Below are 17125 nucleotides of genomic sequence, written 5' to 3'. Positions count from 1 at the left end.
GGGGTGGTCAGCTATTCAGTTCGCGCAGGGCGTCGATCTCGTTGTTGATGGCCTGGTGGTGGCAGTCCGCCATCAGGTTGTCGCCGCGGTTCTCGGCTTCCTGGGCCAGCTTGGAGAGTTCGCTGATGTATGCCTTGGCGTTGTCGGCGGTGATCGGGGTGGGCGGGTTGGTGGTGTAGTCCATGTGTTGGCTCACGATGTCTCCTGCCCTCGGTGTGGGCCGGTCGGTCCGGCCACCGCACCCCACCCGCACCGGGGCGGATGGAGCACGGAGGCGAGGCCGACCGGTCAGGCCACGCCGTCGGAGAGGCGGGTGAGAGTGTCGTCAGTGGCGACGACGTGGGACCAGCCGTCGGTGGCCCAGAACTCAATCGAGTTGGCGGCGATCGACTTGATGCGGGTAACGGTCGGCTGGCGGCCGTACCACCGGATGGTGTCGCCGACCCGCAACTCGTCAGCCCGGATGTCGGTCTCCTGCATCGGGGTGCTTCCTTCCTGGTCGTGGCGGATCGTCAGGGCTGGCCGGTCAGGCCTGGCAGTCGTTGACGTGCGACTCGGCGGCGGCCCGGACGATCCCCACGGGGTCGGTGAGCAGCGGGTTGTTGAGCGGCCGGGTGCTGCCGGCGCCGCAGCCGCACCGCCAGATGGGGCCTTCGGGCTGGTCGCTGCCGTTGGCGTCGATCTGGATCAGCTGGACGGTCCAACGGCCGCTGCGGGTGGTGTAGGCGTCGAGCACGGTGTTCATGGACGTGTCCTCTTTGCCGGGTGGGTGGACGGCGGTCAGTGGAACGTGATCTCCCAGTTCTCCGGGTTCTGGGCGTCGATCAGGTCGGCCTGGATGAAGAAGTCCTGGCCCTTGGGGGGCTTGGGCGGCTCTTCGGTGGTCAGGCCCTTGATGCCGGCCCGGTAGAACACGTCCCAGGAGTAGGTGCCGGACGCCGTGTACAGGCCAACCCGATCGCGCTTGACGAACACGTACTCGCCGACGCAGGCCAGGCGCGGCGCGCCGTTGTGGATGCCGTCGCCGACCCAGAAGTACTCGGCGTCCTCGCTGAAGTAGCTGCGGTGGAGCTGGGCGGTGCGGGCCCACTCGTCGTGCAGGCGGCGCATGTCGCGCTCGGCCTCAGCGGTGGGAAAGGCGCTGACGGTCTCGCGGACCCAGGTGTCGATCCGCTCGGCGTAGCGGTCGCAGAACTTGTCGGCGAGGCGGGCGAGGAGAGGCATGATGGGGCTTCCGATCTGCTGGTTTCCGGTGGATTGGGGGCCCGGGGCGGCCGGCATGCTTGGCGGCTTGAGCGGCCACCCCGGGGCGTGGTCAGTGCTGCGAGTTGGCAAGCGCGGCGCGGGCGGTCACGATCTGGTCGGTGGCACGCACCAGGGACTGCTCGTAGGGCGTCCCGGAGATGCGGGCCTTGTCCATCAGCCGCAAGGCGAGCTGGGTGTCGCCGGCGTCGTGGGCGTCCAAAGCGGCGGTGACGGTGGGGCAGCACTCGCGGTGGTCGGTCATGGGTGAGTCTCCTTCTGGTGAGCGGTGCAGGTTTTGGCGCGATGCTGAGCCGGTGCCGGTCAGTTCTCGACGGTCAACTCCCGGCCGCTGCCGAGGGCGCTCCAGACGGGGCCGACGGGCAGACCGTTTTGGATGGCGTTGAGCTCGTCGAGCACGGCGACGATCCTGGCCTGATAGGCGTCGATCTCAGCGACGGTGATGCTGGTGCGTGCGGCGGTCATGGCGCTCTCCTGTGGTGGAAGGTCAGTAATGCTCAGAGCGCGGCTTTGATCTCGCGTTCGAGTCGGGTCAGGCCGAGGAAGCAGGTACGGATCAACTCGACCCGCTGCCAGAGCTCGGGGGTTTCCGGCTCCGACGACATGGTCATGGCGTACTGCTCGCGGTCGGCCTCGGTGATCCGCCGGTCGATCTCGTAGAGGAGGGCGTCCTGGTCGCTGGCGACGGCCTTCAGCGCGGTGAGCGCCTGGATGAGCAGGTCGTCGTGTGCGGTGCGGGGCTGGGCGAGGTGTCGGTCGAGAATGGCGATCAGGGTCATTGGTGGATTCCGTTCAGTCGGTGTAGGTGGTCCAGTGGCCGCCCCGGGCGTGGATGTCGCCGCCGAGGAACACGACCTGCCCGGACGTGCTGCCGGGGTGGATGGCGTCGAGCTGGTTCAGCAGGTCGGCGATCTGCTCGGCGAGCTGCGCGGCCTGGAGCTGGGCTGCGGCGAGCTGCTCGGGGGTTCCGGTGAACATCGGTCAGCCCTCTCCGCCGCCGAACAGCCCGTCGTAGTACAGGTCCATCCGGCCGGCGGCGAGCTTGGCCTTGCAGTACTCCTGGAGCCGCTCGCCGAACTGCAGGGCGTACCGGTCCATGTCGTTGAGGCAGCGGGTGAAGTCGCCCCGGTCGAAGATCCGGGCGGCGTCCGGGTCGGTGGCGATCATCTGGTCGAGGTTGGCGTCGAGGCGGGCGGCGTTGGCCAGCTCCATCTGGCGGTCGGGGTCGAACCGGCGGATCAGCCGGGTGAGGGTGGCGGGCATGGGCATGGTGGTGCTCCTGTCTGGTGTGTGGTGGTTTGCGGGGTCGTCCAGCGGCTGTGGGCCTGTCCGGCCGACCCCGTCCATGTCCTGGTTTGTGACGATCTGTCACCCTGTCCGCCGGGCCGGTCACCCTGTCCCGTGGACGGGGTCCGACACTGGCCGGACGGGGTGACATACCTGGTCAAAGCGGGCGTGGACGGGGTGTGAGGTGCCGTCATCCGCCCCGTGGACGGGCGGATGAAGCGGGATGAACCGGTCAGGCGGCCTTGCTGTCGAGGAGCGCGACCAGCCGCTCGCGGGTGTAGCCGGAGGCCTTGGTGAGGCCGTCGACCGAGCCGATCCGCTCGGTGTTGCCCGCGTTCGCGTCGCGCAGCCGGGCGCCGAGCGTGGTCTCCGTGAGGTCGTGCCAGCGCTCGGGGCTGTACTCGGCCATCCACTCGGCGAGCACCACTAGGCGGGCCCGGTCGACACCCTTGCGGTCCATCGCGGCGACCGCGTCGGCGATCACCCGCCGCTTCTGGACCTGCTCGCGCTCCTTCTCCCAGCGAGCCGCGGCCTGCCCGGTCAGGGTGCCGACCTTCAGCCGCAGGTCCCGGCCGCGCTCGCAGATCTCCCGGAAATCGTCGAGGTTGATGACATCGGCACGCACCGTGTCGTGCCCCTCCTCGGCGCCCTCGTCCAGGACCACCACACCCTTGTGCTGATCCAGCAACAGGTGCGGGGCGGCGCCGGCTGCGACCGCATCGTCACCGAGCACCATCCGCGAGGAGTTCTGGCCCTTGACCCGGTAGCAACCGCGCTTGCTGGCGACCTCGCGCAGCTCGGTCGGCACCGAGTTGCCGTCGGGGCGCTGGGTGACGATCACGGCCATGCCGCCCACGTAGCGGGCCACCCGCATGAACCGGGCGAACAAGCTGACCATCACGTCCTTGCCGTTGCGGCCGGCAGGCTTGCGGCCACCCTCGGGGTCCAGTGCGGCCTCTGCCTCGTCGGCGGACAGCAGCTTCATGCCGGCTGCCGCGTCGAGGATCTCCTGGAGTTCGTCGACCAGGAGGAGCGTCATCTCCAGGCCGTCGGTCCGGGCCAGCTCCGGCGTGATCTTCCCCTCGGGGCAGGCCTTCGGGTCGGTCTCGAACAGCTTCTCCAGGCGCTGCCCGTGCTCGGACATCTCGGCGATGGTGTCCTCCATCACCTCGTGCATCTCCCGGATCGTGCCGGTGGTGTTCCCGCTCACGTACTGGTGGGCTACCAGCTTGAGCGCCGCCCAGTCCGCTCCGGACTTCCCGCAGAGCAGCACGATCTTCAGGTATGGGTCGAGGACGGCGGCCGCCGCGACGAGCCGGGCGAGGTAGCTCTTGCCGAAGCCCATCAGCCCGCCGATCAGCAGGCTCGACCACAGCATGTTCAGCACCTTGCGGATCCCCCGGGCGTTGGTACCAAGCGGCACCCCCTGCGCCCAGAAGTCCCAGCTTTCGGCGCCGATCAGCTCGGACGCGACCGGGGCGCCGGCATACGGGTTCTTGCTGTTCGCCACCCAGATCGTGAACCGGCCCTCGTGACCGTCCTCGCCGTGGTCCTGAGACAGCTGCATCTGCCCGGACTTGAGCTTGAGCGCCGACGCCAGCTCGGTGGCCTTGCTGATCGCCTGCACGGCGGTCTTCCCGCCGGGCAACTCGACCGTCGCCGTCCAGCCGGGGCCGTCGGGGCGGATCACTCCGACGATCGACGTCTCTGGCTCCTCCGACTTGTCGATGATCTTCGCCTTGATCAGCGCGGTGATCAGATCGGAGGAACCCTGGACTTGCGCGGCCTGCTCGGCGGCCTGGGCGACCTGACGGGCCGCGGCCGCGCCCGGGCTGGACGCCTCCTCGGCGGCCAGGTACGCGGCGGTCACCGCGGCGGCGAAGCTGGGACCCTCGACCGGCTGGTCGACGTGGCTCTCGGCGAACGCCACCACCCCATCCACCGGGCCCGGCTGAGCCGGGATCCCCTCGGCCGCACTGGCCGCCGGCACCGGCTGCCCGGGTTCGGCCGGCTGCTCGCCGTCGACCGGCAGGCCCGCCCGCCACAGTGCGACTGCGGCGGCGGGCAGCGCCCCGAGTAGCCAGATCGGATCCTGCAGCGGCAGGTAGATCCCGCCTCCGACGACCGAGCCGACCAGGGCGGCGGCGCGTGCGGTGCGCCGGCCCCAGCGGGCCCGGCCGATCTCGGAGGCGGTCGGCTCCAGTTGGAGCAGGTGGGCCGCCCGCCCGTGCTCCTGCAGCTGCACCTCGAGTTCTTCCTGGCGGCGCCGGAGGCTGGCGTCGGTCGCCGAGTCGCGGTGGCGGCCGTGCTCGTGGCCTTCGGTGTGGTGACCGGAGGCGGAGCGCATCGCCGCGTCCCGACGGGCCTCGGCCAGCTTGTGCTCGGCCAACTGCCGGGCCACGCGGGACAGTTCGTGCCGCAGGCTCTTCTCGCGGGCCTCGTGGGCGTGTTGGCGCTGGGCGAGGATCGCGGCGACCAGGTCGGCGTCGGTGACCTGCTCGGCCATCAGCCAGGACCTGGTGTTGGTCTGGGCGCGCTGCAGGTGGGCGCGCACGGCGCCGCCGTCGGCGAACTGCTGCAGCAGCCGGGCCTTCAGGCCGGCCACCCAGGACAGGGCGGCCTCCTCCTCCGGCTCGGGGACGTACTCCTCGGCCACGACGGGCGGCGCCGACACGTACAGCGGGGCGGTGTCCTTGAGGAGCGAGACCGGGTTCGGCTCGTCGGGCCCGGCCGGGGCCGGCGGGTGGATGGTGATGCTCACGGACTTGTCCTTTCCGGCGGTTGGTCAAGGGCTGGGTGTGGCGGTCACTTCAGGCGCATCAGGGCGGCTCGGACGGCTGCCCCGGCCTCGCGCCGCTTGGCGTCCTTGAGCGTCTCCAGGACGGCGGCGTCCTCGCGGATCTGATTGGTGAGCGCGATCCGCTCCTCGTGGGTGGCGTTGTCGTCGTTGACGAACTTGTCCCTGGCGGCCTGAAGGCGGGCCTCGACGGTGGCGATCTGCTCGGTGATGTCCATGGGGGTTCCTCTCGGGTCCTGGCCGGCCTTCCGGCTCACCGCCCGCCCGGGGCCCGGCACTTGGGCCGAGACCAGGGCGGCGCGGTCAACCTGAAGGCCGGTCACAGCCCCTGGACGGCGGCGAGGATCTCGTCGCGGGTGGCGCCCAGGGCGAGCGCCTCACGCCAGGCCGCCTCGATGGCCTCCGTGGCGGCGACACTTTCGGGGCTGTCCGAGGGGTACTCCACGAAGGTCTGCATGCTGGCGCGCTGGGTCTTGGCGGCGATCAGGACTGCTTCGTTCTTGGTCATCGGGGTTCTCCTCGTGTTGTCTGGCCGGTCTTTCCGGCCGGCCGCCCGCCACGGGCTGGGAGGTGTGGGAGACCGTGGCGGACGGTCGGGCGGCAGGCCGGTCAGCGGCTGACGTAACCGCTCTGCTGCTGCGAGAAGGTGTTGCCGACGCTGTTTCCAACGCTGTCGCCAGTGGTTTTCACCGTGTTGGTGAGGGTGCCGAACAGCCCCCAGCTGCCGACCAGGACGGCGGCCGCGGCGCCCATCAGGAACGCCGACTTGGCGTCCTTGGACCAGCCGTGCCGCCACTTCGCGATGGCCCAGACCACGAGGATCACGCCGAGGAGGGTGGCGCCGCCGAGGCCGATGACGCCGCCGGTCGAGGCCTGGGTCGCGGTGGCCGGCACGGCGGAGGTCGGGGAGTCGGCGAGCTGGGTGACCGTGGTGGTGTGCTCGCTGCTGGCGTACGTGGCGTGCAGGTTGGTCGGCATGTGGGCGGTGGCGGTGGTGCCGGCCTCGGTGGTCCAGGTGACAGGGACGGTGGCGTGGGCGGCGAAGACGATGGCGAACGCGGTCATGGCGGTCTCTCCTCAGAGATCGGGTCGAGCAGGGCGGGAAGGGGGCGGTTCAGCGGCCCTGGGCCTTGGCGGCGGCCTCGCGGCCGGCGCGGCAGCCGGGCTCGGTGCACGGGATCGGCTTGCCGCCGTTGCGTGGCAGGACGGTCCCCCAGTCACTGCAGATGCCGCAGCGGGGTTGGGGGTGCTCGGGGCGGTTGGACATGGCTGGCCTCCGTCGGCGGGCTCAAGCCGCCCGGGTGTAGCCGGCGGTGCAGTGACCGCAGGCGCCGAACTGCTTGGGGATCACGTGGCCCGCGTCCCGCCCGCACTCCGGGCAGATCCGCTTGGCCTGGTTGGCCTTGGCGAGCGCCTCGGCCTTGCACTTGGTCATCGGCCGCACCGGCTTCGCCAGCTCGACCCGGTACAGGTAGGCGGCCCGCGGTTGGCGGGACTTGCGGGAGCTCCACAGGATTTGAGCCGCGATCTCCTGCCCGCCGGGCCGAAGCCCCTGGGCGCGCAGCTGACGGCGGGTCGCGAAGCCCTCGGGGACCATCCGCCAGGGGAAGGTCGGGGTGCCGCCGTGCCGGACACCATCCGGGTCCCAGAAGCGCGGGCGGCTCACCGGGCGCCGGCCAGTTCGCCGCCGTCGTCGTCCCGGCCGGACCGCTCGGCCTCGACCGCATTCCGCAGCCGGATCGCGTAGTCCGTGCGGCAGCCGATCAGGTCGCGCACTTTCTTCACCGACAGGCTCTGCTTGCTGTCCGCGAGAAGATCGGCAAGTGCCCTCACCTGGGCCAGGTGATCCGGCTCCAGCGGCCTCTCGTCGGCCACCTGACGACCGTTCCCAGGCCCCTGCTTCTGCGCCGCGCCAGACCCCGCCTCGGGGGCCGTGCGGGACCCCTGGAGCCCTTTACCGTCAAGGGCAAGCGGGCTGTCGGAAGATCGGCGGGAAGCCTCCTCCAGCGCCCCCGGGAACGTGCCCCGGTACACCGAGTCCAGGTCGGTCAGGAACGGGTCCGGAGGCATGTCCGGGTCCCATCCAGCCGGCACCGTGCGAGGCGCGGAGACCTCCTCGACCCGAGCCTTGGCCTTGAGCTGACCGGCGATCAGATCGGCCGTCACCCCGGACACCTCGCTGCCGTGAACGAAGCTCCACGCGACCCGCCACGCGTCGTCCGCGTCGAGGGCACCGTGCGGGGTCGCGGAGATCAGCCGCTGCGCAACCTGCAGCACCTCGGGGTGGTGCTGTGTGCGGGCCTTGGTGTGCGCGGCCCGTTCGGCGGCCAGCTTCTTCTCGGCCCTCGTCGGGCCCTTGCCGCTGTGCGTCTGCAGGTCCGTCAGCCAGACCGCGACGAGCGAGGACAGGCCCAGGACCACCGCGACCCAGGTGTGGGCGGCGTACTCCTGGCGGCCGTGCGAGAAGTTGATGACCGCAGCCACCAGCGCGGCCGTCCAGGCCCCGATCCGGTAGGTGCGGGTCGAGCGCTCGCCCTCCGCCCGGCTGCCCATCGCGTTCAGGGCCCAGGCGGCGCCCTCCAGCATCGCGGCGAGCAGCCCGGCCAGGATCACCTCGACCCCGGCGCCGGTCAGCGCACCGACCTGGGAGACAACCGCGGGGACGATCGAGCAGGCCTGCACCAGCCGCACGAACGCCCTGGCGGGGTCAGCCTGCACCCAGCCGGTGGCCTTGGCGACCTTCGCGGCGCGGGCCCGGCGGGCCTTCGCCCGGCGCTCCTCGCGCTCCCGCCGGTCGGCGGCCTGCCGGCGGCGCTCGGCGTCGGCGTCCTTGCGGTCCTCTGCCCGGCGGGCGGCCGCGTCCTCGCGGTCGGCCAGCCGCTCGGCGGACTTGTCCTTCCTGCGCTCCGCATAGAAACCGGTACTGGTCACTTGGTCCACTTCCCTTTCTCATCTCGGCCGCGGGCGGCGGGCTTACTGGGCTGGGTTCGCGGGATGCTGGCGCCGGCGGGCTGCCGGGAGAGGAAGAACAGACCGGCGGCGAGCACGACGAGCTGGGCGGCGCCGTGCAGCGGGCTGTAGAGGGCGATCGCGAGGATCAGCAGCGGCCAGCCGATCGCCAGGCGGGCCTTGGCGGCGTCGAGGGCGGCGGTGGTGTCCATCACGCCACCTCGGCGAGCTGCGCGGCGCGCCGGCCCCGGATGATCGAGCGGCGCTGGCTGGCGGTGGTGCCGCCGGCAACGCCGTGCTGGTCGTAGGCCGGGAAGCGCAGCGCCTCCTCGAGGCAGACGCCGCGAACGGCGAGGGGGCAGGTGGCGCAGATCCGCAGGGCGAGCTTCTCGCCGGCGCTGGGGGAGCCGCCCTTGGACTCGGTGGTCGGGAAGAACTGGTCGAGGGGGTAGTCGGCGCAGGGGCGCCGGTTGGGCTCACCCCGCTTGCTGGTTTCGGGCAAGCTGGACACAGCGGATCGCTCCTCATGGTTGGTGGGATTCGCAGTGGCCCCGGCTTGCGTGGACGAGACGCAGATAGTCGGGGCCGCGCCCGTTTTCGGGCGCATGGGTGGCAGGAACTCCGAGTTAGGTGCTAGCACCTTTCGGTAATCTGATGGTGACTCAGTACGGCCGCCTACGTCAAGAGCAACGTGCTAGCACATACTCTTGAGACACCCCATCCGGGGAGACCCAAGAGGAGGTGCCACGTGGCACGAACTGCAGAGGAGATCGCGGCCGTCCTGCGCGACCGCATCCAAAGCGGCGAACTCCAGCCCGGCGACCGGCTGCCCACCATGGACGCCCTCGCCGACGAGTACGAGGTGAACCGGCAGACCGCCCGCACAGCGCTCAACCTGCTCAAGAACGAGGGCCTGGTCGAGTACAAGGGCGGCCGCGCCGGCACCGTCGTCCGCGAGCGCCCCGCCGCCCGCATGGTCCGCTCGCGCGGCATGGAGCGCGACAACCTCGGCTACTACAGCGGCGCCAACGTCCAACACTGGCGTCTCATCGAAGGCACCCAGACCGAGGTGACCACCGAGCCGATCCCGGCCGACATCGCGGGCTACCTCGGAATCGAGCCCGGAACCCCCGTCGTGGCACGTAAGCGCGCCAACGGAGACCCGGAGGTGCCCGCCCACCGGCAGCTCACGGACAGCTGGCTGCACCCGGAAGCGGTTGCGGCCGTGCCCGTGATCGCCGGAAGCTCCGGGCTCGGCGGGATCTACGACCGCATCGAAGAGCACTTCGAGCAGCCGATCCTCTGGGAAGAGGAGATCACCGCCATCAATCCGAGCCCGGACGAGGCCGCAGCGCTGCTGCTCCCGCCCGGCGTTCCACTGCTGCGCGTGATCCGCACGTCCACCGTGAAGGTCGACGGCCGGCCGCTGGTGGTCGAGGTCAACGACATCCGGATGTCGGCGGAGCTGTTCTCCGTGCGCTACCCGATGACGCGGAAGGGAGCGGCCCGTTGGCCGGTGCAGCCGGCCTCGGCCGACTTCTACACCAGCTGAGCAACCTTCAGGCATGGGGCCCTGGCCGAGGCAAGCGGCCAGGGCCCTTGCCGTGCCCGCTCAGTCCTCAGGACCGCAGACACAGTCCTCGGGGGCCGCGCCCTGCCCGATCCGGCAGGCGCAGTGAAGCGGCCCAAGTGGCCCGGTCGCGGTGACACCGTCCTCGTCACCACCGGAACACCGGTCGCACTCGCCCGGCAGCCACTCGCCGGACTCCTCCAGCTCGTCGTCGTCCTCGTAGTCGTAGTCGTCGCAGTCTTCGCACATGTGATCTCCAGTCAGGGGCGGGTGCGGTCGGGTGCTACCGGGCGGCCATGTGGAACAGCGGCGACGCGGCCCGGTGCAGCGCGTTGGACAAGTCCCCCAGGTCCAGCAGCGCGTCCTCCAGGGCGGCGAGGACGTCGGCGACCGCGTCGGCCGGCTTCTCGCCGGTGTCCATCCGGATGGCGTCCTCGGCCTGGCGCTGCTTCAGCTGCTGGCCGAGCTGTTCCAAGGTCTGCGGCAGGCGGTCGACCAGCTGCAGCAGCGCCTGCGTGATGGAGCTGACCATCGGCGCCGACACCGCGTTGTTCAGCGTCGCGTGGTTGAGCTTCCTGATCGCCTCGGCCGCATCGCGGGCGGCCTTGGCGGGGTCGGTCTTGGGCATGGCGGTACTCCTCAGTGATCAGAGGGAAGGGCGGGCGGTGGCTGCGGCCTTGATCTCGTCGGCCAGGGCGATCGACTCCGGCAGCGGCTTCATACGCCGCGGCAAGTGCTGGCCGTCGAAGGCCAGATGCCAGGCGTCCTTCTCGACCTGGCTGATCTCGAAGCGGTGCCACGCGGTCTTGACCTCGGCGTAGGTCATGGCGGCGAGCTCCTGGGCGGTGCGCATCACGGGCTCCTTGGTGGTGATGGCGAAGGTTGAAGGCACGGTCTGTCCGGCCCCCGGCGCCACCCGGCAGGCTGTTCACCCGCCGGGCAGCACTGGGACCCGTCAGGCCGCCCCGTACGCCCACCAGCGCCACTCAGCCGCGTCGTCCAGTCCCGCCCACAAGGTCAGGCAGTCCCGGCAGGACAAGTCCCCGTTGTGATCCGGCATCAGGTCGTCGGCGTCGAACAGCCGCTCGCAGCCGCCGCACTCCGCGATCGCCGGTTCGGCACACGCCTCGCAGGCGAACACCTGCCGGGATCCGGCCCGACCCGCCAGCACACCCGGCACCGCCAGACCCCCGCAGCCGACACACGCCCACCCGGACAGCTGCGCCCGGCTGTAGGCCGGCACCGAGCTCACCGCGACCCCTCCGCCCGCAGCCGCTCCAGCTCGTACGCCAGCTGCTGCAGCCGCTCCGCATGCCGGGCCAGGCCCAGCGACAGCGCCCGCAGGCCCAGCGGGTCGAACGAGGCGTACCCGCCGTCCAAGGCGACCGTCACCACCGGCACCCGGCCGGCATCGGTCGACGCGAACGGATACTGCGTCAGCGCCGCCTCCAGGACCCGCACCCGGCCCCGCACCGTGTCCACGACCAGTGCCATCTCGGGGCCCTCGTGGAACAGGTCGGTTCGGTCCAGGCCCTGCTCGTGTTGGGAGGTGCACCAGGCCGGTTCGGGCAGCTCGATCGTCCCCCCGTTGGCGAGGTGTACGTTGGCAACCCGGTTCACGACGCGGCCCGCACCGGCTCGGCTGACATCGCCCGCACCAGAAGCGCCCGGATCAACTGGGCACCGTGCCGGTCGCGCCGCCACACCGCCTCCGCGAGCATCCGCCACAGCCGGTCCAAGTTGGTCGCCGGCCTCGGGTCCGAACACGTCGCACCGACCGCGGCATCCTCCGTCGGGCGCGGGATCTTCGAAGGCTTCGCCATCACGCCACCCCCGCCAGCTCGCCGCGACCAACCAGCACCAGCGCCGAGTGATCGACCGCCGCCGCGTTCCACGCCGCCCGCGCCACCGCAACCGCCCTGGCGGCCTCCGCGAAACCGTCCAAAGCCCTCGCGCGGGCCTCGCCTGCCTCCGCCCTGCGCGCCTGCCAGCGGGTCACGGCCTCCGGTTGCTTGGCCTGTGCCGCGCACGCCGACGCCACCGCGAACCCCTTGTTCACGGCCCGGTAGGTGTCGGCGGCCAGCGTCAGTGCGTCCTTCGCCGCCTCCAGCTCGGCCAGCAGGCCGGCCAGGTGCGGCGCGGCGGCCGCGCCTGCCGGGACCTCGCTCAGGTTGGTGGCCGCGAAGTCGGTGGCACTCTCGCGGGAACTGGCCCGCCGGAAGTGGTCGGCGACCGCGCGGTCCGCCATCAGCATGAGCAGCGCCCTGGGGCGCTCCACGGCCAGGCCGGCGCCCATCTTGCGCCACAGGGTCAGGAACGTCTCCGAGGTGAGGTCCTCGGCGAGCTGCGCGTCCGGCCGGAACAGCCGCGCGGTGATGTGCGAGGTGATCTGCCGGGCGTAGGAGCGGTACAGGGCTTCGAAGTCGGTGGTGGTGGTCACGAGGCCACCCCCGCCAGGACCTGGAACTCGGCCGGGATCTCGGTGGCGGGCAGCTGCTTGACCTTCAGGCTGGCCGCAGACTGCTTCATCGGCACCGGGCCCAGGCCCAGCTGCTTGTAGGTGGCGCGGATGGCGTCCAGGTCGGCGGTCTGACGGTTGTTCGCGACCCGCTCGACCAGCCACCGGCCGTAGGTGCCGGCCGGGAGGCGGTCCAGGATCTTCTTCGCGGCCCGCTTGCCGCGGTCGGCCCGGCGGGCCAGGTCGGCGGCACGCTCGTACTCGGCGGCCGCGGCCTCGATGTCCGCCAGCTCGGGCATGTCGTCGAGGGTGTAGACGTCGGTGGGGTCCTCGACCGGCTCGACCGGCAGGGCCGGGAGCGGGGCGGGGGCGGTGAACTCGGCCGCCGCGTCCGCGATCCGGAGGGCGGTCCGGGCGATGGCCCGGGAAATCGTCGTCCGGACGCTCACACGGGGCGCACGGAACATGAGAAGCTGCAACACAGCTGACTCCCTGTTGACGCAGGTGGTCGGTCAGGCCCTGAGTCGGTGGTGACACACCGAAGCAGGGCCGCTTCCGTTTCCGGAGGCGCTTAACCTTGTACGGACACAGTAGCCAGTAACCATGTACGGACACAAGCCCTCTGGCAGAATCCCTGTAGGTACACAAGGAGGAGAGAGATGCCGAGCAGGACAGACCACACCCACAGCGCTCAGTTCCGGATCCCGCGGGTCATGTGGGAGGCCTACGGCCGTGTAGCCGAGCGCCTAGAGACGGACCGGACGGCGATGCTGCTCGCCCATGTTCGCGGCGACATCCAAGTCCATGGCGACGCGGCCGACTTGGAAGCGCTGAAGCAGGCCGAGCAGGAGCTGGCGGAGCGGCGGGCTCGCCGAGGAGGCCGGCCGCGGCGACAGGACACCGACGGCCCATCAGTCGGCGGCGGGAAGCAGTGAACCTGATCCCCTCGGGCCAGCAGCGGGCCAGCAGAAGCGGCCAACAGCACGGCCGGAGACGCAGAAGTGCCCCACCGGCGACCATCGCCGCAGGTGGGGCACTTGTCTGTCTGGTGGGGCGCCAGGGGCTCGAACCCTGAACCTACGGATTAAAAGTCCGCAGCTCTGCCGATTGAGCTAGCGCCCCGCGGCCGACTGCAAGCCTGCCGTGACGATCCTACCGGGTGATCCCCACGGCTCGGCCAGCGCATTACCAGCCCGCGCGTCCCGCCCCGCTCAGCCGGCCGCGTCGAGGTTCGCCAGCCGGACCCGGCGCAGCCAGTCCTCCACCGGCGCCTCGTCCGGGGCCTCGGGCAGCACGCCGGGGCGGTCGAGGCGGCGCTCGGCCTCGGCCAGCAGCGGCTCGGCGATCTCGGGGTGCTCGGCGATCCGCTCGCCCAACTCGCGCACCCGCTCCGGGGCGGCGAGCCGGACCCGCAGCTCGCCGGTCTCGTGCAGTTCCACCGCCTGCTCCACCAGCCGCACCAGGTGCCGCGCGTGCTTGGCGGCCCGCGGTCCCGCCTCCCTGGTCCGCAGCTTGCGCAACTGCTGTGCCGCGTACCCGAGATACGCCGACCGCACCGCCCGCGCGCTGAGGAACCGTCGCCGCAGCCCGATCAGCTCCTCCCCCAGCGGCGTCCGCTCCTCGTACAACTCCTCCGGCAGCCAGACGAGTTCGGACGCCGTCGGATTGCACACCAGCGCCAGCCGGCACCACTTCGCGGCCTCGTGCCAGGTCTGGTCCGGCGCCGTACTCACCACCGACTCCACCGGCCGCCGCAACCCGTGCAACTCCGCCGTGGCCACGGCGAACACCCCGAGCCGGTCCACGTCCGAGCAGGGCCGCGCCAGCCCGTACGCCGTCGACCCCACCACTCCGGACAGCAACACCCGCATCACGTCGCCCCTCTCTCCACTGCCCGGCAGTCTCCCGCCGGACCACGGAACGGCGCACCTGGTTTCCGAGCCGGATCGTAGGGTCGGGTCGTAGGGTCGGACGGAGAGCGGATGAACCCGACCACCCGAACCCGACCGCCTGAAACCGACCCCAGGAGACGAGCACCATGGCGAACCCCACCACCTCCCTGATCGCCACCGCCGGCCTCATCGGCGGCTACGGCACCGCCCGCTGGACGGGCAACCGCCGGCTCGGTGGGGCGGTGCTCGCGCTGGCCGGGGCGGGGGCGGCGTACCGGTGGCGGCGGACGGTGGGGACGGGGGGCGCGGCGGCCCTGGCGGGGCTGTACGTGGGCGCGTTCGGCGGATCCCATCCGCTGGCGAAGCGGATCGGGGCCTGGCCGGCGGTGTTCGCGGTGACCGGGGTGGTGGCCGTGGCGTCGGCGGTCGCGGAGCGGGGTGCGGCCGGCGGGCGATGACGGGGCGAGAGGCCTTGGTGACAGCGGGGCGGGAACGGGGCAGGATCAGAGTGGCTACCCAGCGAGCTACGCGGCCCACGCGGCGTCACGCGTAGTCGCGACAGGGGGCGGGTGGCCGGGGTCGGGCGTCGGGGCTGGGCGTCGGTGGACAGGGGGCGGCGATGGGCCGGGGCGGGCACGAGGTTCTGATGGGCTGTTGGTGGACCGGCCTGGCGCTGGTCGTGCTGGGCGTGCCGGCGATCGCGTTGGGGCTGACCAGATTCGCCCGGCGCGGTACCGAGGTCCAGGGCACGGTCACCGAGATGCTGGTCCAGGTGCGGCGCGGGGCGGCCTCGCTGCTGCCGGTGGTGCGGTTCACCGATCCCGCCTCGGAGCGCGAGGTGATCGGGTCACCGTCGAGCGGGCGGGTGCCGCTGGCCGGTTGGCCGGGCCAGCCGATCGCGGTGCGGTATCTGCCGCACGCGCCGGACCGGTTCCAGATCGGGCCGCAGACCTGCGTGTTCGACGTGGCGCTGACCAGCCTGCTGGTGATGACGCTGGGCTCGGTCGCGCTGGTGCTGACCCGCTGGACCGATCCGGACGCGATCGCGACCAGCGCGGTGCTCGCCGCCTCCGCCCTGGCGCTGGCCACGGCCACCGTGCTGACCCGGCGGGCCGGCCGCTCCCAGCGGTCGACCCTGCTGCGTGCGAAGGGAGTTGTCGGCCACGGCCGGATCGTCGGCACCCTGGTGGTGGACGGCGGCGGCGACAGCGCGCTGCGCTGCCATCCGGTGCTCAGCTTCACCGCGGCCGACGGCGAGCAGGTGACCGGGGTCGACCTGCACACCCACAGCCGCGAGCCGTACCCGCTGGACGGCGCGCTGCTGCCGATCCGTCATCTGCCGGAGAACCCGCTGGTCTTCGGGCTCGACGCCTCGGTGCGGCAGACCTTCGCCGACCAGGGGCGGGCGGTGAGCATCCTCGGCGTCGGCCTGCTCACGGCCCTCGTCTGCAGCGGGGTGCTGGTGACGGTGGGCAGCAACCTCAGCGGTCGCTGAAGCGGGCCTCGAAGGCCGCCCGGTTGGCCGAGACCCGCGAGCGGTCCCAGACCGCGAAGACCACCCGCTCGAAGGCCGCGCCGTACGAGGCCAGCGCCACCGCGAAGCCGTCCGCGACCTGCGCCGGATCGTTGCGGAACACCCCGCACCCCCAGGCGCCCAGCACCAGTTGCCGCACCCCGTGCCGCGCCGCCACCGCCAGCACCCGGGCGGCCCGCTGCGCCAGCAGCTCCCGCAGGTCGCCGCCCTGGCCGCGCAGCGCGAGCTGGCCGGCGTTGGGCGCGGCCGAGGTCAGGAAGGAGACGGGATAGGGGTGCGCGAGGAATTGGCCGCGCTCATCGCGGATCACCGGCACGTCGGGCGAGAAGATCACCCGGTGGCTGTACCGCAGGTCGGTCGAGTCCCGGTGCGCCGCGTAGTAGTCGGGCGCCGCCAGCAGGCACTGGTAGAGCAGCGCCGTCCGGCACAGGTCCTCCTCCTGCGCCCGGGCCCCGCGCAGGTAACCGCCGCCGGGGTTGCGCGCGGAGGCGAAGTTGAGCACGCCGACCCGTCCGGCCGGCTCCGCACCGCTCTCCCGGGCCAGCCGGGCGGCAGCCTCCAGGCTGCCCTCGGCGGTGACCTCGATCACCGGCGCACCAGCGCCTGTCGACAACGCACCGGCACCGGCCGGCGGCTCGCCGGGCCCTTCGGGCGGGTACGAGACGGTGCCGGCCCGGGCCACCGCCAGCGCCGGCCCGATCGCCACCATCGCACCGTGCGGCCCCAGGTAGGCACCGCGCTCCGCGATCTCTTCGTTCTCCTTGGCCAGTTGGCTCAGTCTGTTGCTCATCCCCGCACACGGTAGGGACGAGCGGCCCATCACGCCACCGAAAAAGCGGCGGGCCCGCCCCACCGAAGTGGAGCGGGCCCGCCGAGCGATCAGGCTGCGTCAGCTCTTCCAACGCGGCTTGCGGTCGCCGCCGTTGAAGCTGCTGCCGCCACGGTTGTCACGGTCACGACCACCGCCGCTGAAACCGCCACGGTCACCGCGGTTGTCCCGGTCGCCACCGAAGGAGGAGCCACCCTGCGGACGGCCGCCCGAGCGGTGGTCGTCACGACGGGCGAACGGACGGCTGGTGCCGGCGCCACGGTTGTCGCGGTCACCGAACGGACGGGCCGGACGCTCCCCGCCGAACGAACGACCACCACGGTCATCACGGTCACGACCGCCACCGCTGAAACCGCCACGGTCACCACGGTTGTCCCGGTCACCGAACGAACGCGCCGGACGGTCCCCACCGAACGAACGACCACCACGGTCATCACGGTCACGACCGCCACCGCCGAAGCCGCCACGGTTGTCCCGGTCACCGAACGAACGCGCCGGACGGTCCCCACCGAACGAACGACCACCACGGTCATCACGGTCACGACC

The 17125-nt window shown here is 71.8% G+C and carries 33 protein-coding genes and 1 tRNA gene; 5 read left to right on the top strand and 29 right to left on the bottom strand.

Annotated elements, in window-relative coordinates; translation table 11 throughout:
• Positions 1-7: 7 nt before the first annotated feature.
• The 18 genes from P3T41_RS31660 to P3T41_RS31575 all read right to left on the bottom strand — a co-directional run bounded on the left by P3T41_RS31660 (position 8) and on the right by P3T41_RS31575 (position 8807).
• A complete protein-coding gene (locus P3T41_RS31660) occupies positions 8-196 on the bottom strand; it encodes a hypothetical protein (protein WP_280694030.1) in 189 nt (62 codons plus the stop codon).
• Positions 197-288: 92 nt separating this feature from the next.
• Entirely contained in the window at positions 289-480 is a 192-nt protein-coding gene (locus P3T41_RS31655; RefSeq protein ID WP_280694029.1) for a hypothetical protein, read from the bottom strand.
• Between the two features lie 46 nt (positions 481-526).
• Positions 527-745, bottom strand: a complete 219-nt coding sequence (locus P3T41_RS31650) for a hypothetical protein (RefSeq protein WP_280694028.1) — start codon at positions 743-745, stop codon at positions 527-529.
• A 35-nt stretch (positions 746-780) separates the two neighbouring features.
• On the bottom strand, positions 781-1224 hold the full coding sequence (locus tag P3T41_RS31645) for a hypothetical protein (RefSeq protein WP_280694027.1): 444 nt from the start codon (positions 1222-1224) through the stop codon (positions 781-783).
• Positions 1225-1315: 91 nt separating this feature from the next.
• Positions 1316-1507, bottom strand: coding sequence for a hypothetical protein (locus tag P3T41_RS31640; protein WP_280694026.1), 192 nt, complete (start codon positions 1505-1507; stop codon positions 1316-1318).
• A 59-nt stretch (positions 1508-1566) separates the two neighbouring features.
• On the bottom strand, positions 1567-1728 hold the full coding sequence (locus tag P3T41_RS31635; protein ID WP_280694025.1) for a hypothetical protein: 162 nt from the start codon (positions 1726-1728) through the stop codon (positions 1567-1569).
• 32 nt (positions 1729-1760) lie between these two features.
• Complete coding sequence (locus tag P3T41_RS31630) at positions 1761-2042, bottom strand: hypothetical protein (RefSeq protein ID WP_280694024.1); 282 nt, start codon at positions 2040-2042, stop codon at positions 1761-1763.
• A gap of 13 nt (positions 2043-2055) precedes the next feature.
• Positions 2056-2241, bottom strand: a complete 186-nt coding sequence (locus tag P3T41_RS31625; protein WP_280694023.1) for a hypothetical protein — start codon at positions 2239-2241, stop codon at positions 2056-2058.
• Positions 2242-2244: 3 nt separating this feature from the next.
• Positions 2245-2532 carry a hypothetical protein gene (locus P3T41_RS31620; RefSeq protein WP_280694022.1) on the bottom strand — a complete coding sequence of 96 codons (288 nt, stop codon included), beginning with the start codon at positions 2530-2532 and terminating at the stop codon, positions 2245-2247.
• Between the two features lie 250 nt (positions 2533-2782).
• Positions 2783-5311: a hypothetical protein gene (locus P3T41_RS31615; RefSeq protein ID WP_280694021.1), complete on the bottom strand. Its 2529-nt coding sequence runs from the start codon at positions 5309-5311 to the stop codon at positions 2783-2785.
• 44 nt (positions 5312-5355) lie between these two features.
• Positions 5356-5565, bottom strand: a complete 210-nt coding sequence (locus tag P3T41_RS31610) for a hypothetical protein (RefSeq protein ID WP_280694020.1) — start codon at positions 5563-5565, stop codon at positions 5356-5358.
• A 101-nt stretch (positions 5566-5666) separates the two neighbouring features.
• Entirely contained in the window at positions 5667-5855 is a 189-nt protein-coding gene (locus P3T41_RS31605; protein WP_280694019.1) for a hypothetical protein, read from the bottom strand.
• A gap of 101 nt (positions 5856-5956) precedes the next feature.
• Positions 5957-6412, bottom strand: a complete 456-nt coding sequence (locus P3T41_RS31600; protein WP_280694018.1) for a hypothetical protein — start codon at positions 6410-6412, stop codon at positions 5957-5959.
• Positions 6413-6461: 49 nt separating this feature from the next.
• Entirely contained in the window at positions 6462-6614 is a 153-nt protein-coding gene (locus P3T41_RS31595) for a hypothetical protein (protein WP_280694017.1), read from the bottom strand.
• A gap of 21 nt (positions 6615-6635) precedes the next feature.
• Positions 6636-7013, bottom strand: coding sequence for an RRQRL motif-containing zinc-binding protein (locus tag P3T41_RS31590; protein WP_280694016.1), 378 nt, complete (start codon positions 7011-7013; stop codon positions 6636-6638).
• Entirely contained in the window at positions 7010-8278 is a 1269-nt protein-coding gene (locus P3T41_RS31585; RefSeq protein WP_280694015.1) for a hypothetical protein, read from the bottom strand. The genes P3T41_RS31590 and P3T41_RS31585 overlap by 4 nt, the downstream gene beginning before the upstream one ends.
• Positions 8275-8508: a hypothetical protein gene (locus P3T41_RS31580; protein WP_280694014.1), complete on the bottom strand. Its 234-nt coding sequence runs from the start codon at positions 8506-8508 to the stop codon at positions 8275-8277. The genes P3T41_RS31585 and P3T41_RS31580 overlap by 4 nt, the downstream gene beginning before the upstream one ends.
• Entirely contained in the window at positions 8508-8807 is a 300-nt protein-coding gene (locus tag P3T41_RS31575) for a WhiB family transcriptional regulator (RefSeq protein WP_280694013.1), read from the bottom strand. The genes P3T41_RS31580 and P3T41_RS31575 overlap by 1 nt, the downstream gene beginning before the upstream one ends.
• 237 nt (positions 8808-9044) lie before the next feature.
• On the opposite strand from P3T41_RS31575, the gene P3T41_RS31570 reads away from it, so the two are divergent.
• Complete coding sequence (locus P3T41_RS31570) at positions 9045-9848, top strand: GntR family transcriptional regulator (protein ID WP_280694012.1); 804 nt, start codon at positions 9045-9047, stop codon at positions 9846-9848.
• Positions 9849-9908: 60 nt separating this feature from the next.
• On the opposite strand, the gene P3T41_RS31565 is transcribed toward P3T41_RS31570, so the two are convergent.
• From P3T41_RS31565 to P3T41_RS31530, 8 genes are all read right to left on the bottom strand, one after another.
• Positions 9909-10115, bottom strand: a complete 207-nt coding sequence (locus P3T41_RS31565) for a hypothetical protein (RefSeq protein ID WP_280694011.1) — start codon at positions 10113-10115, stop codon at positions 9909-9911.
• Positions 10116-10149: 34 nt separating this feature from the next.
• Positions 10150-10494 carry a hypothetical protein gene (locus P3T41_RS31560; protein WP_280694010.1) on the bottom strand — a complete coding sequence of 115 codons (345 nt, stop codon included), beginning with the start codon at positions 10492-10494 and terminating at the stop codon, positions 10150-10152.
• An 18-nt stretch (positions 10495-10512) separates the two neighbouring features.
• The gene (locus P3T41_RS31555) at positions 10513-10719 is read right to left on the bottom strand and encodes a hypothetical protein (protein WP_280694009.1); all 207 of its coding nucleotides are present in this window, start codon (positions 10717-10719) and stop codon (positions 10513-10515) included.
• Positions 10720-10821: 102 nt separating this feature from the next.
• A complete protein-coding gene (locus P3T41_RS31550; RefSeq protein WP_280694008.1) occupies positions 10822-11118 on the bottom strand; it encodes a hypothetical protein in 297 nt (98 codons plus the stop codon).
• Entirely contained in the window at positions 11115-11486 is a 372-nt protein-coding gene (locus tag P3T41_RS31545) for a hypothetical protein (protein ID WP_280694007.1), read from the bottom strand. Before P3T41_RS31545 ends, P3T41_RS31550 begins: the two co-directional genes overlap by 4 nt.
• Positions 11483-11689, bottom strand: coding sequence for a hypothetical protein (locus tag P3T41_RS31540; protein WP_280694006.1), 207 nt, complete (start codon positions 11687-11689; stop codon positions 11483-11485). The genes P3T41_RS31545 and P3T41_RS31540 overlap by 4 nt, the downstream gene beginning before the upstream one ends.
• On the bottom strand, positions 11689-12306 hold the full coding sequence (locus P3T41_RS31535) for a sigma factor (protein ID WP_280694005.1): 618 nt from the start codon (positions 12304-12306) through the stop codon (positions 11689-11691). The genes P3T41_RS31540 and P3T41_RS31535 overlap by 1 nt, the downstream gene beginning before the upstream one ends.
• The gene (locus P3T41_RS31530; protein WP_280694004.1) at positions 12303-12806 is read right to left on the bottom strand and encodes a hypothetical protein; all 504 of its coding nucleotides are present in this window, start codon (positions 12804-12806) and stop codon (positions 12303-12305) included. Before P3T41_RS31530 ends, P3T41_RS31535 begins: the two co-directional genes overlap by 4 nt.
• 177 nt (positions 12807-12983) lie before the next feature.
• Between P3T41_RS31530 and P3T41_RS31525 the strand changes: the two genes are divergently transcribed.
• On the top strand, positions 12984-13259 hold the full coding sequence (locus P3T41_RS31525) for a hypothetical protein (protein WP_280694003.1): 276 nt from the start codon (positions 12984-12986) through the stop codon (positions 13257-13259).
• A gap of 111 nt (positions 13260-13370) precedes the next feature.
• On the opposite strand, the gene P3T41_RS31520 is transcribed toward P3T41_RS31525, so the two are convergent.
• Both P3T41_RS31520 and P3T41_RS31515 read right to left on the bottom strand, forming a co-directional pair.
• A tRNA-Lys gene (locus P3T41_RS31520) sits at positions 13371-13446 on the bottom strand.
• An 89-nt stretch (positions 13447-13535) separates the two neighbouring features.
• Positions 13536-14195: a nucleotidyltransferase domain-containing protein gene (locus tag P3T41_RS31515; RefSeq protein WP_280694002.1), complete on the bottom strand. Its 660-nt coding sequence runs from the start codon at positions 14193-14195 to the stop codon at positions 13536-13538.
• A gap of 167 nt (positions 14196-14362) precedes the next feature.
• Here P3T41_RS31515 and P3T41_RS31510 point away from each other — a divergent pair, with 167 nt between their 5' ends.
• Together P3T41_RS31510 and P3T41_RS31505 are read left to right on the top strand one after the other, a co-directional pair.
• Positions 14363-14674 (top strand): hypothetical protein, encoded by a 312-nt coding sequence (locus P3T41_RS31510; RefSeq protein ID WP_280694001.1) that lies wholly within the window; start codon positions 14363-14365, stop codon positions 14672-14674.
• A gap of 188 nt (positions 14675-14862) precedes the next feature.
• A complete protein-coding gene (locus P3T41_RS31505) occupies positions 14863-15711 on the top strand; it encodes a DUF3592 domain-containing protein (RefSeq protein WP_280694000.1) in 849 nt (282 codons plus the stop codon).
• On the opposite strand, the gene P3T41_RS31500 is transcribed toward P3T41_RS31505, so the two are convergent.
• Positions 15698-16540 (bottom strand): TIGR02452 family protein, encoded by an 843-nt coding sequence (locus P3T41_RS31500; protein WP_280693999.1) that lies wholly within the window; start codon positions 16538-16540, stop codon positions 15698-15700. The two genes, P3T41_RS31505 and P3T41_RS31500, sit on opposite strands and share 14 nt — an antisense overlap.
• Before the next feature lie 255 nt (positions 16541-16795).
• On the opposite strand from P3T41_RS31500, the gene P3T41_RS31495 reads away from it, so the two are divergent.
• A partial coding sequence (locus P3T41_RS31495) for a hypothetical protein (protein WP_280693998.1) occupies positions 16796-17125 on the top strand: 330 nt, incomplete at its 3' end.

Origin of the sequence: Kitasatospora sp. GAS204B, assembly GCF_029892155.1 — a bacterium.
Classification (GTDB): domain Bacteria; phylum Actinomycetota; class Actinomycetes; order Streptomycetales; family Streptomycetaceae; genus Kitasatospora.
Note: the sequence above shows the minus strand (reverse complement) of the source record. Positions and strands in the feature narration are given on the sequence as shown.

What these genes read in the sequence shown, in the direction of transcription:
- P3T41_RS31655 (WP_280694029.1), bottom strand. Translation starts at nt 480, where the DNA reads ATGCAGGAGACCGACATCCGGGCTGACGAGTTGCGGGTCGGCGACACC.
- P3T41_RS31650 (WP_280694028.1), bottom strand. Translation starts at nt 745, where the DNA reads ATGAACACCGTGCTCGACGCCTACACCACCCGCAGCGGCCGTTGGACC.
- P3T41_RS31645 (WP_280694027.1), bottom strand. Translation starts at nt 1,224, where the DNA reads ATGCCTCTCCTCGCCCGCCTCGCCGACAAGTTCTGCGACCGCTACGCC.
- P3T41_RS31640 (WP_280694026.1), bottom strand. Translation starts at nt 1,507, where the DNA reads ATGACCGACCACCGCGAGTGCTGCCCCACCGTCACCGCCGCTTTGGAC.
- P3T41_RS31635 (WP_280694025.1), bottom strand. Translation starts at nt 1,728, where the DNA reads ATGACCGCCGCACGCACCAGCATCACCGTCGCTGAGATCGACGCCTAT.
- P3T41_RS31630 (WP_280694024.1), bottom strand. Translation starts at nt 2,042, where the DNA reads ATGACCCTGATCGCCATTCTCGACCGACACCTCGCCCAGCCCCGCACC.
- P3T41_RS31625 (WP_280694023.1), bottom strand. Translation starts at nt 2,241, where the DNA reads ATGTTCACCGGAACCCCCGAGCAGCTCGCCGCAGCCCAGCTCCAGGCC.
- P3T41_RS31620 (WP_280694022.1), bottom strand. Translation starts at nt 2,532, where the DNA reads ATGCCCATGCCCGCCACCCTCACCCGGCTGATCCGCCGGTTCGACCCC.
- P3T41_RS31610 (WP_280694020.1), bottom strand. Translation starts at nt 5,565, where the DNA reads ATGGACATCACCGAGCAGATCGCCACCGTCGAGGCCCGCCTTCAGGCC.
- P3T41_RS31605 (WP_280694019.1), bottom strand. Translation starts at nt 5,855, where the DNA reads ATGACCAAGAACGAAGCAGTCCTGATCGCCGCCAAGACCCAGCGCGCC.
- P3T41_RS31600 (WP_280694018.1), bottom strand. Translation starts at nt 6,412, where the DNA reads ATGACCGCGTTCGCCATCGTCTTCGCCGCCCACGCCACCGTCCCTGTC.
- P3T41_RS31595 (WP_280694017.1), bottom strand. Translation starts at nt 6,614, where the DNA reads ATGTCCAACCGCCCCGAGCACCCCCAACCCCGCTGCGGCATCTGCAGT.
- P3T41_RS31580 (WP_280694014.1), bottom strand. Translation starts at nt 8,508, where the DNA reads ATGGACACCACCGCCGCCCTCGACGCCGCCAAGGCCCGCCTGGCGATC.
- P3T41_RS31565 (WP_280694011.1), bottom strand. Translation starts at nt 10,115, where the DNA reads ATGTGCGAAGACTGCGACGACTACGACTACGAGGACGACGACGAGCTG.
- P3T41_RS31560 (WP_280694010.1), bottom strand. Translation starts at nt 10,494, where the DNA reads ATGCCCAAGACCGACCCCGCCAAGGCCGCCCGCGATGCGGCCGAGGCG.
- P3T41_RS31555 (WP_280694009.1), bottom strand. Translation starts at nt 10,719, where the DNA reads ATGCGCACCGCCCAGGAGCTCGCCGCCATGACCTACGCCGAGGTCAAG.
- P3T41_RS31540 (WP_280694006.1), bottom strand. Translation starts at nt 11,689, where the DNA reads ATGGCGAAGCCTTCGAAGATCCCGCGCCCGACGGAGGATGCCGCGGTC.
- P3T41_RS31525 (WP_280694003.1), top strand. Translation starts at nt 12,984, where the DNA reads ATGCCGAGCAGGACAGACCACACCCACAGCGCTCAGTTCCGGATCCCG.
- P3T41_RS31515 (WP_280694002.1), bottom strand. Translation starts at nt 14,195, where the DNA reads ATGCGGGTGTTGCTGTCCGGAGTGGTGGGGTCGACGGCGTACGGGCTG.
- P3T41_RS31510 (WP_280694001.1), top strand. Translation starts at nt 14,363, where the DNA reads ATGGCGAACCCCACCACCTCCCTGATCGCCACCGCCGGCCTCATCGGC.
- P3T41_RS31505 (WP_280694000.1), top strand. Translation starts at nt 14,863, where the DNA reads ATGGGCTGTTGGTGGACCGGCCTGGCGCTGGTCGTGCTGGGCGTGCCG.
- P3T41_RS31500 (WP_280693999.1), bottom strand. Translation starts at nt 16,540, where the DNA reads ATGAGCAACAGACTGAGCCAACTGGCCAAGGAGAACGAAGAGATCGCG.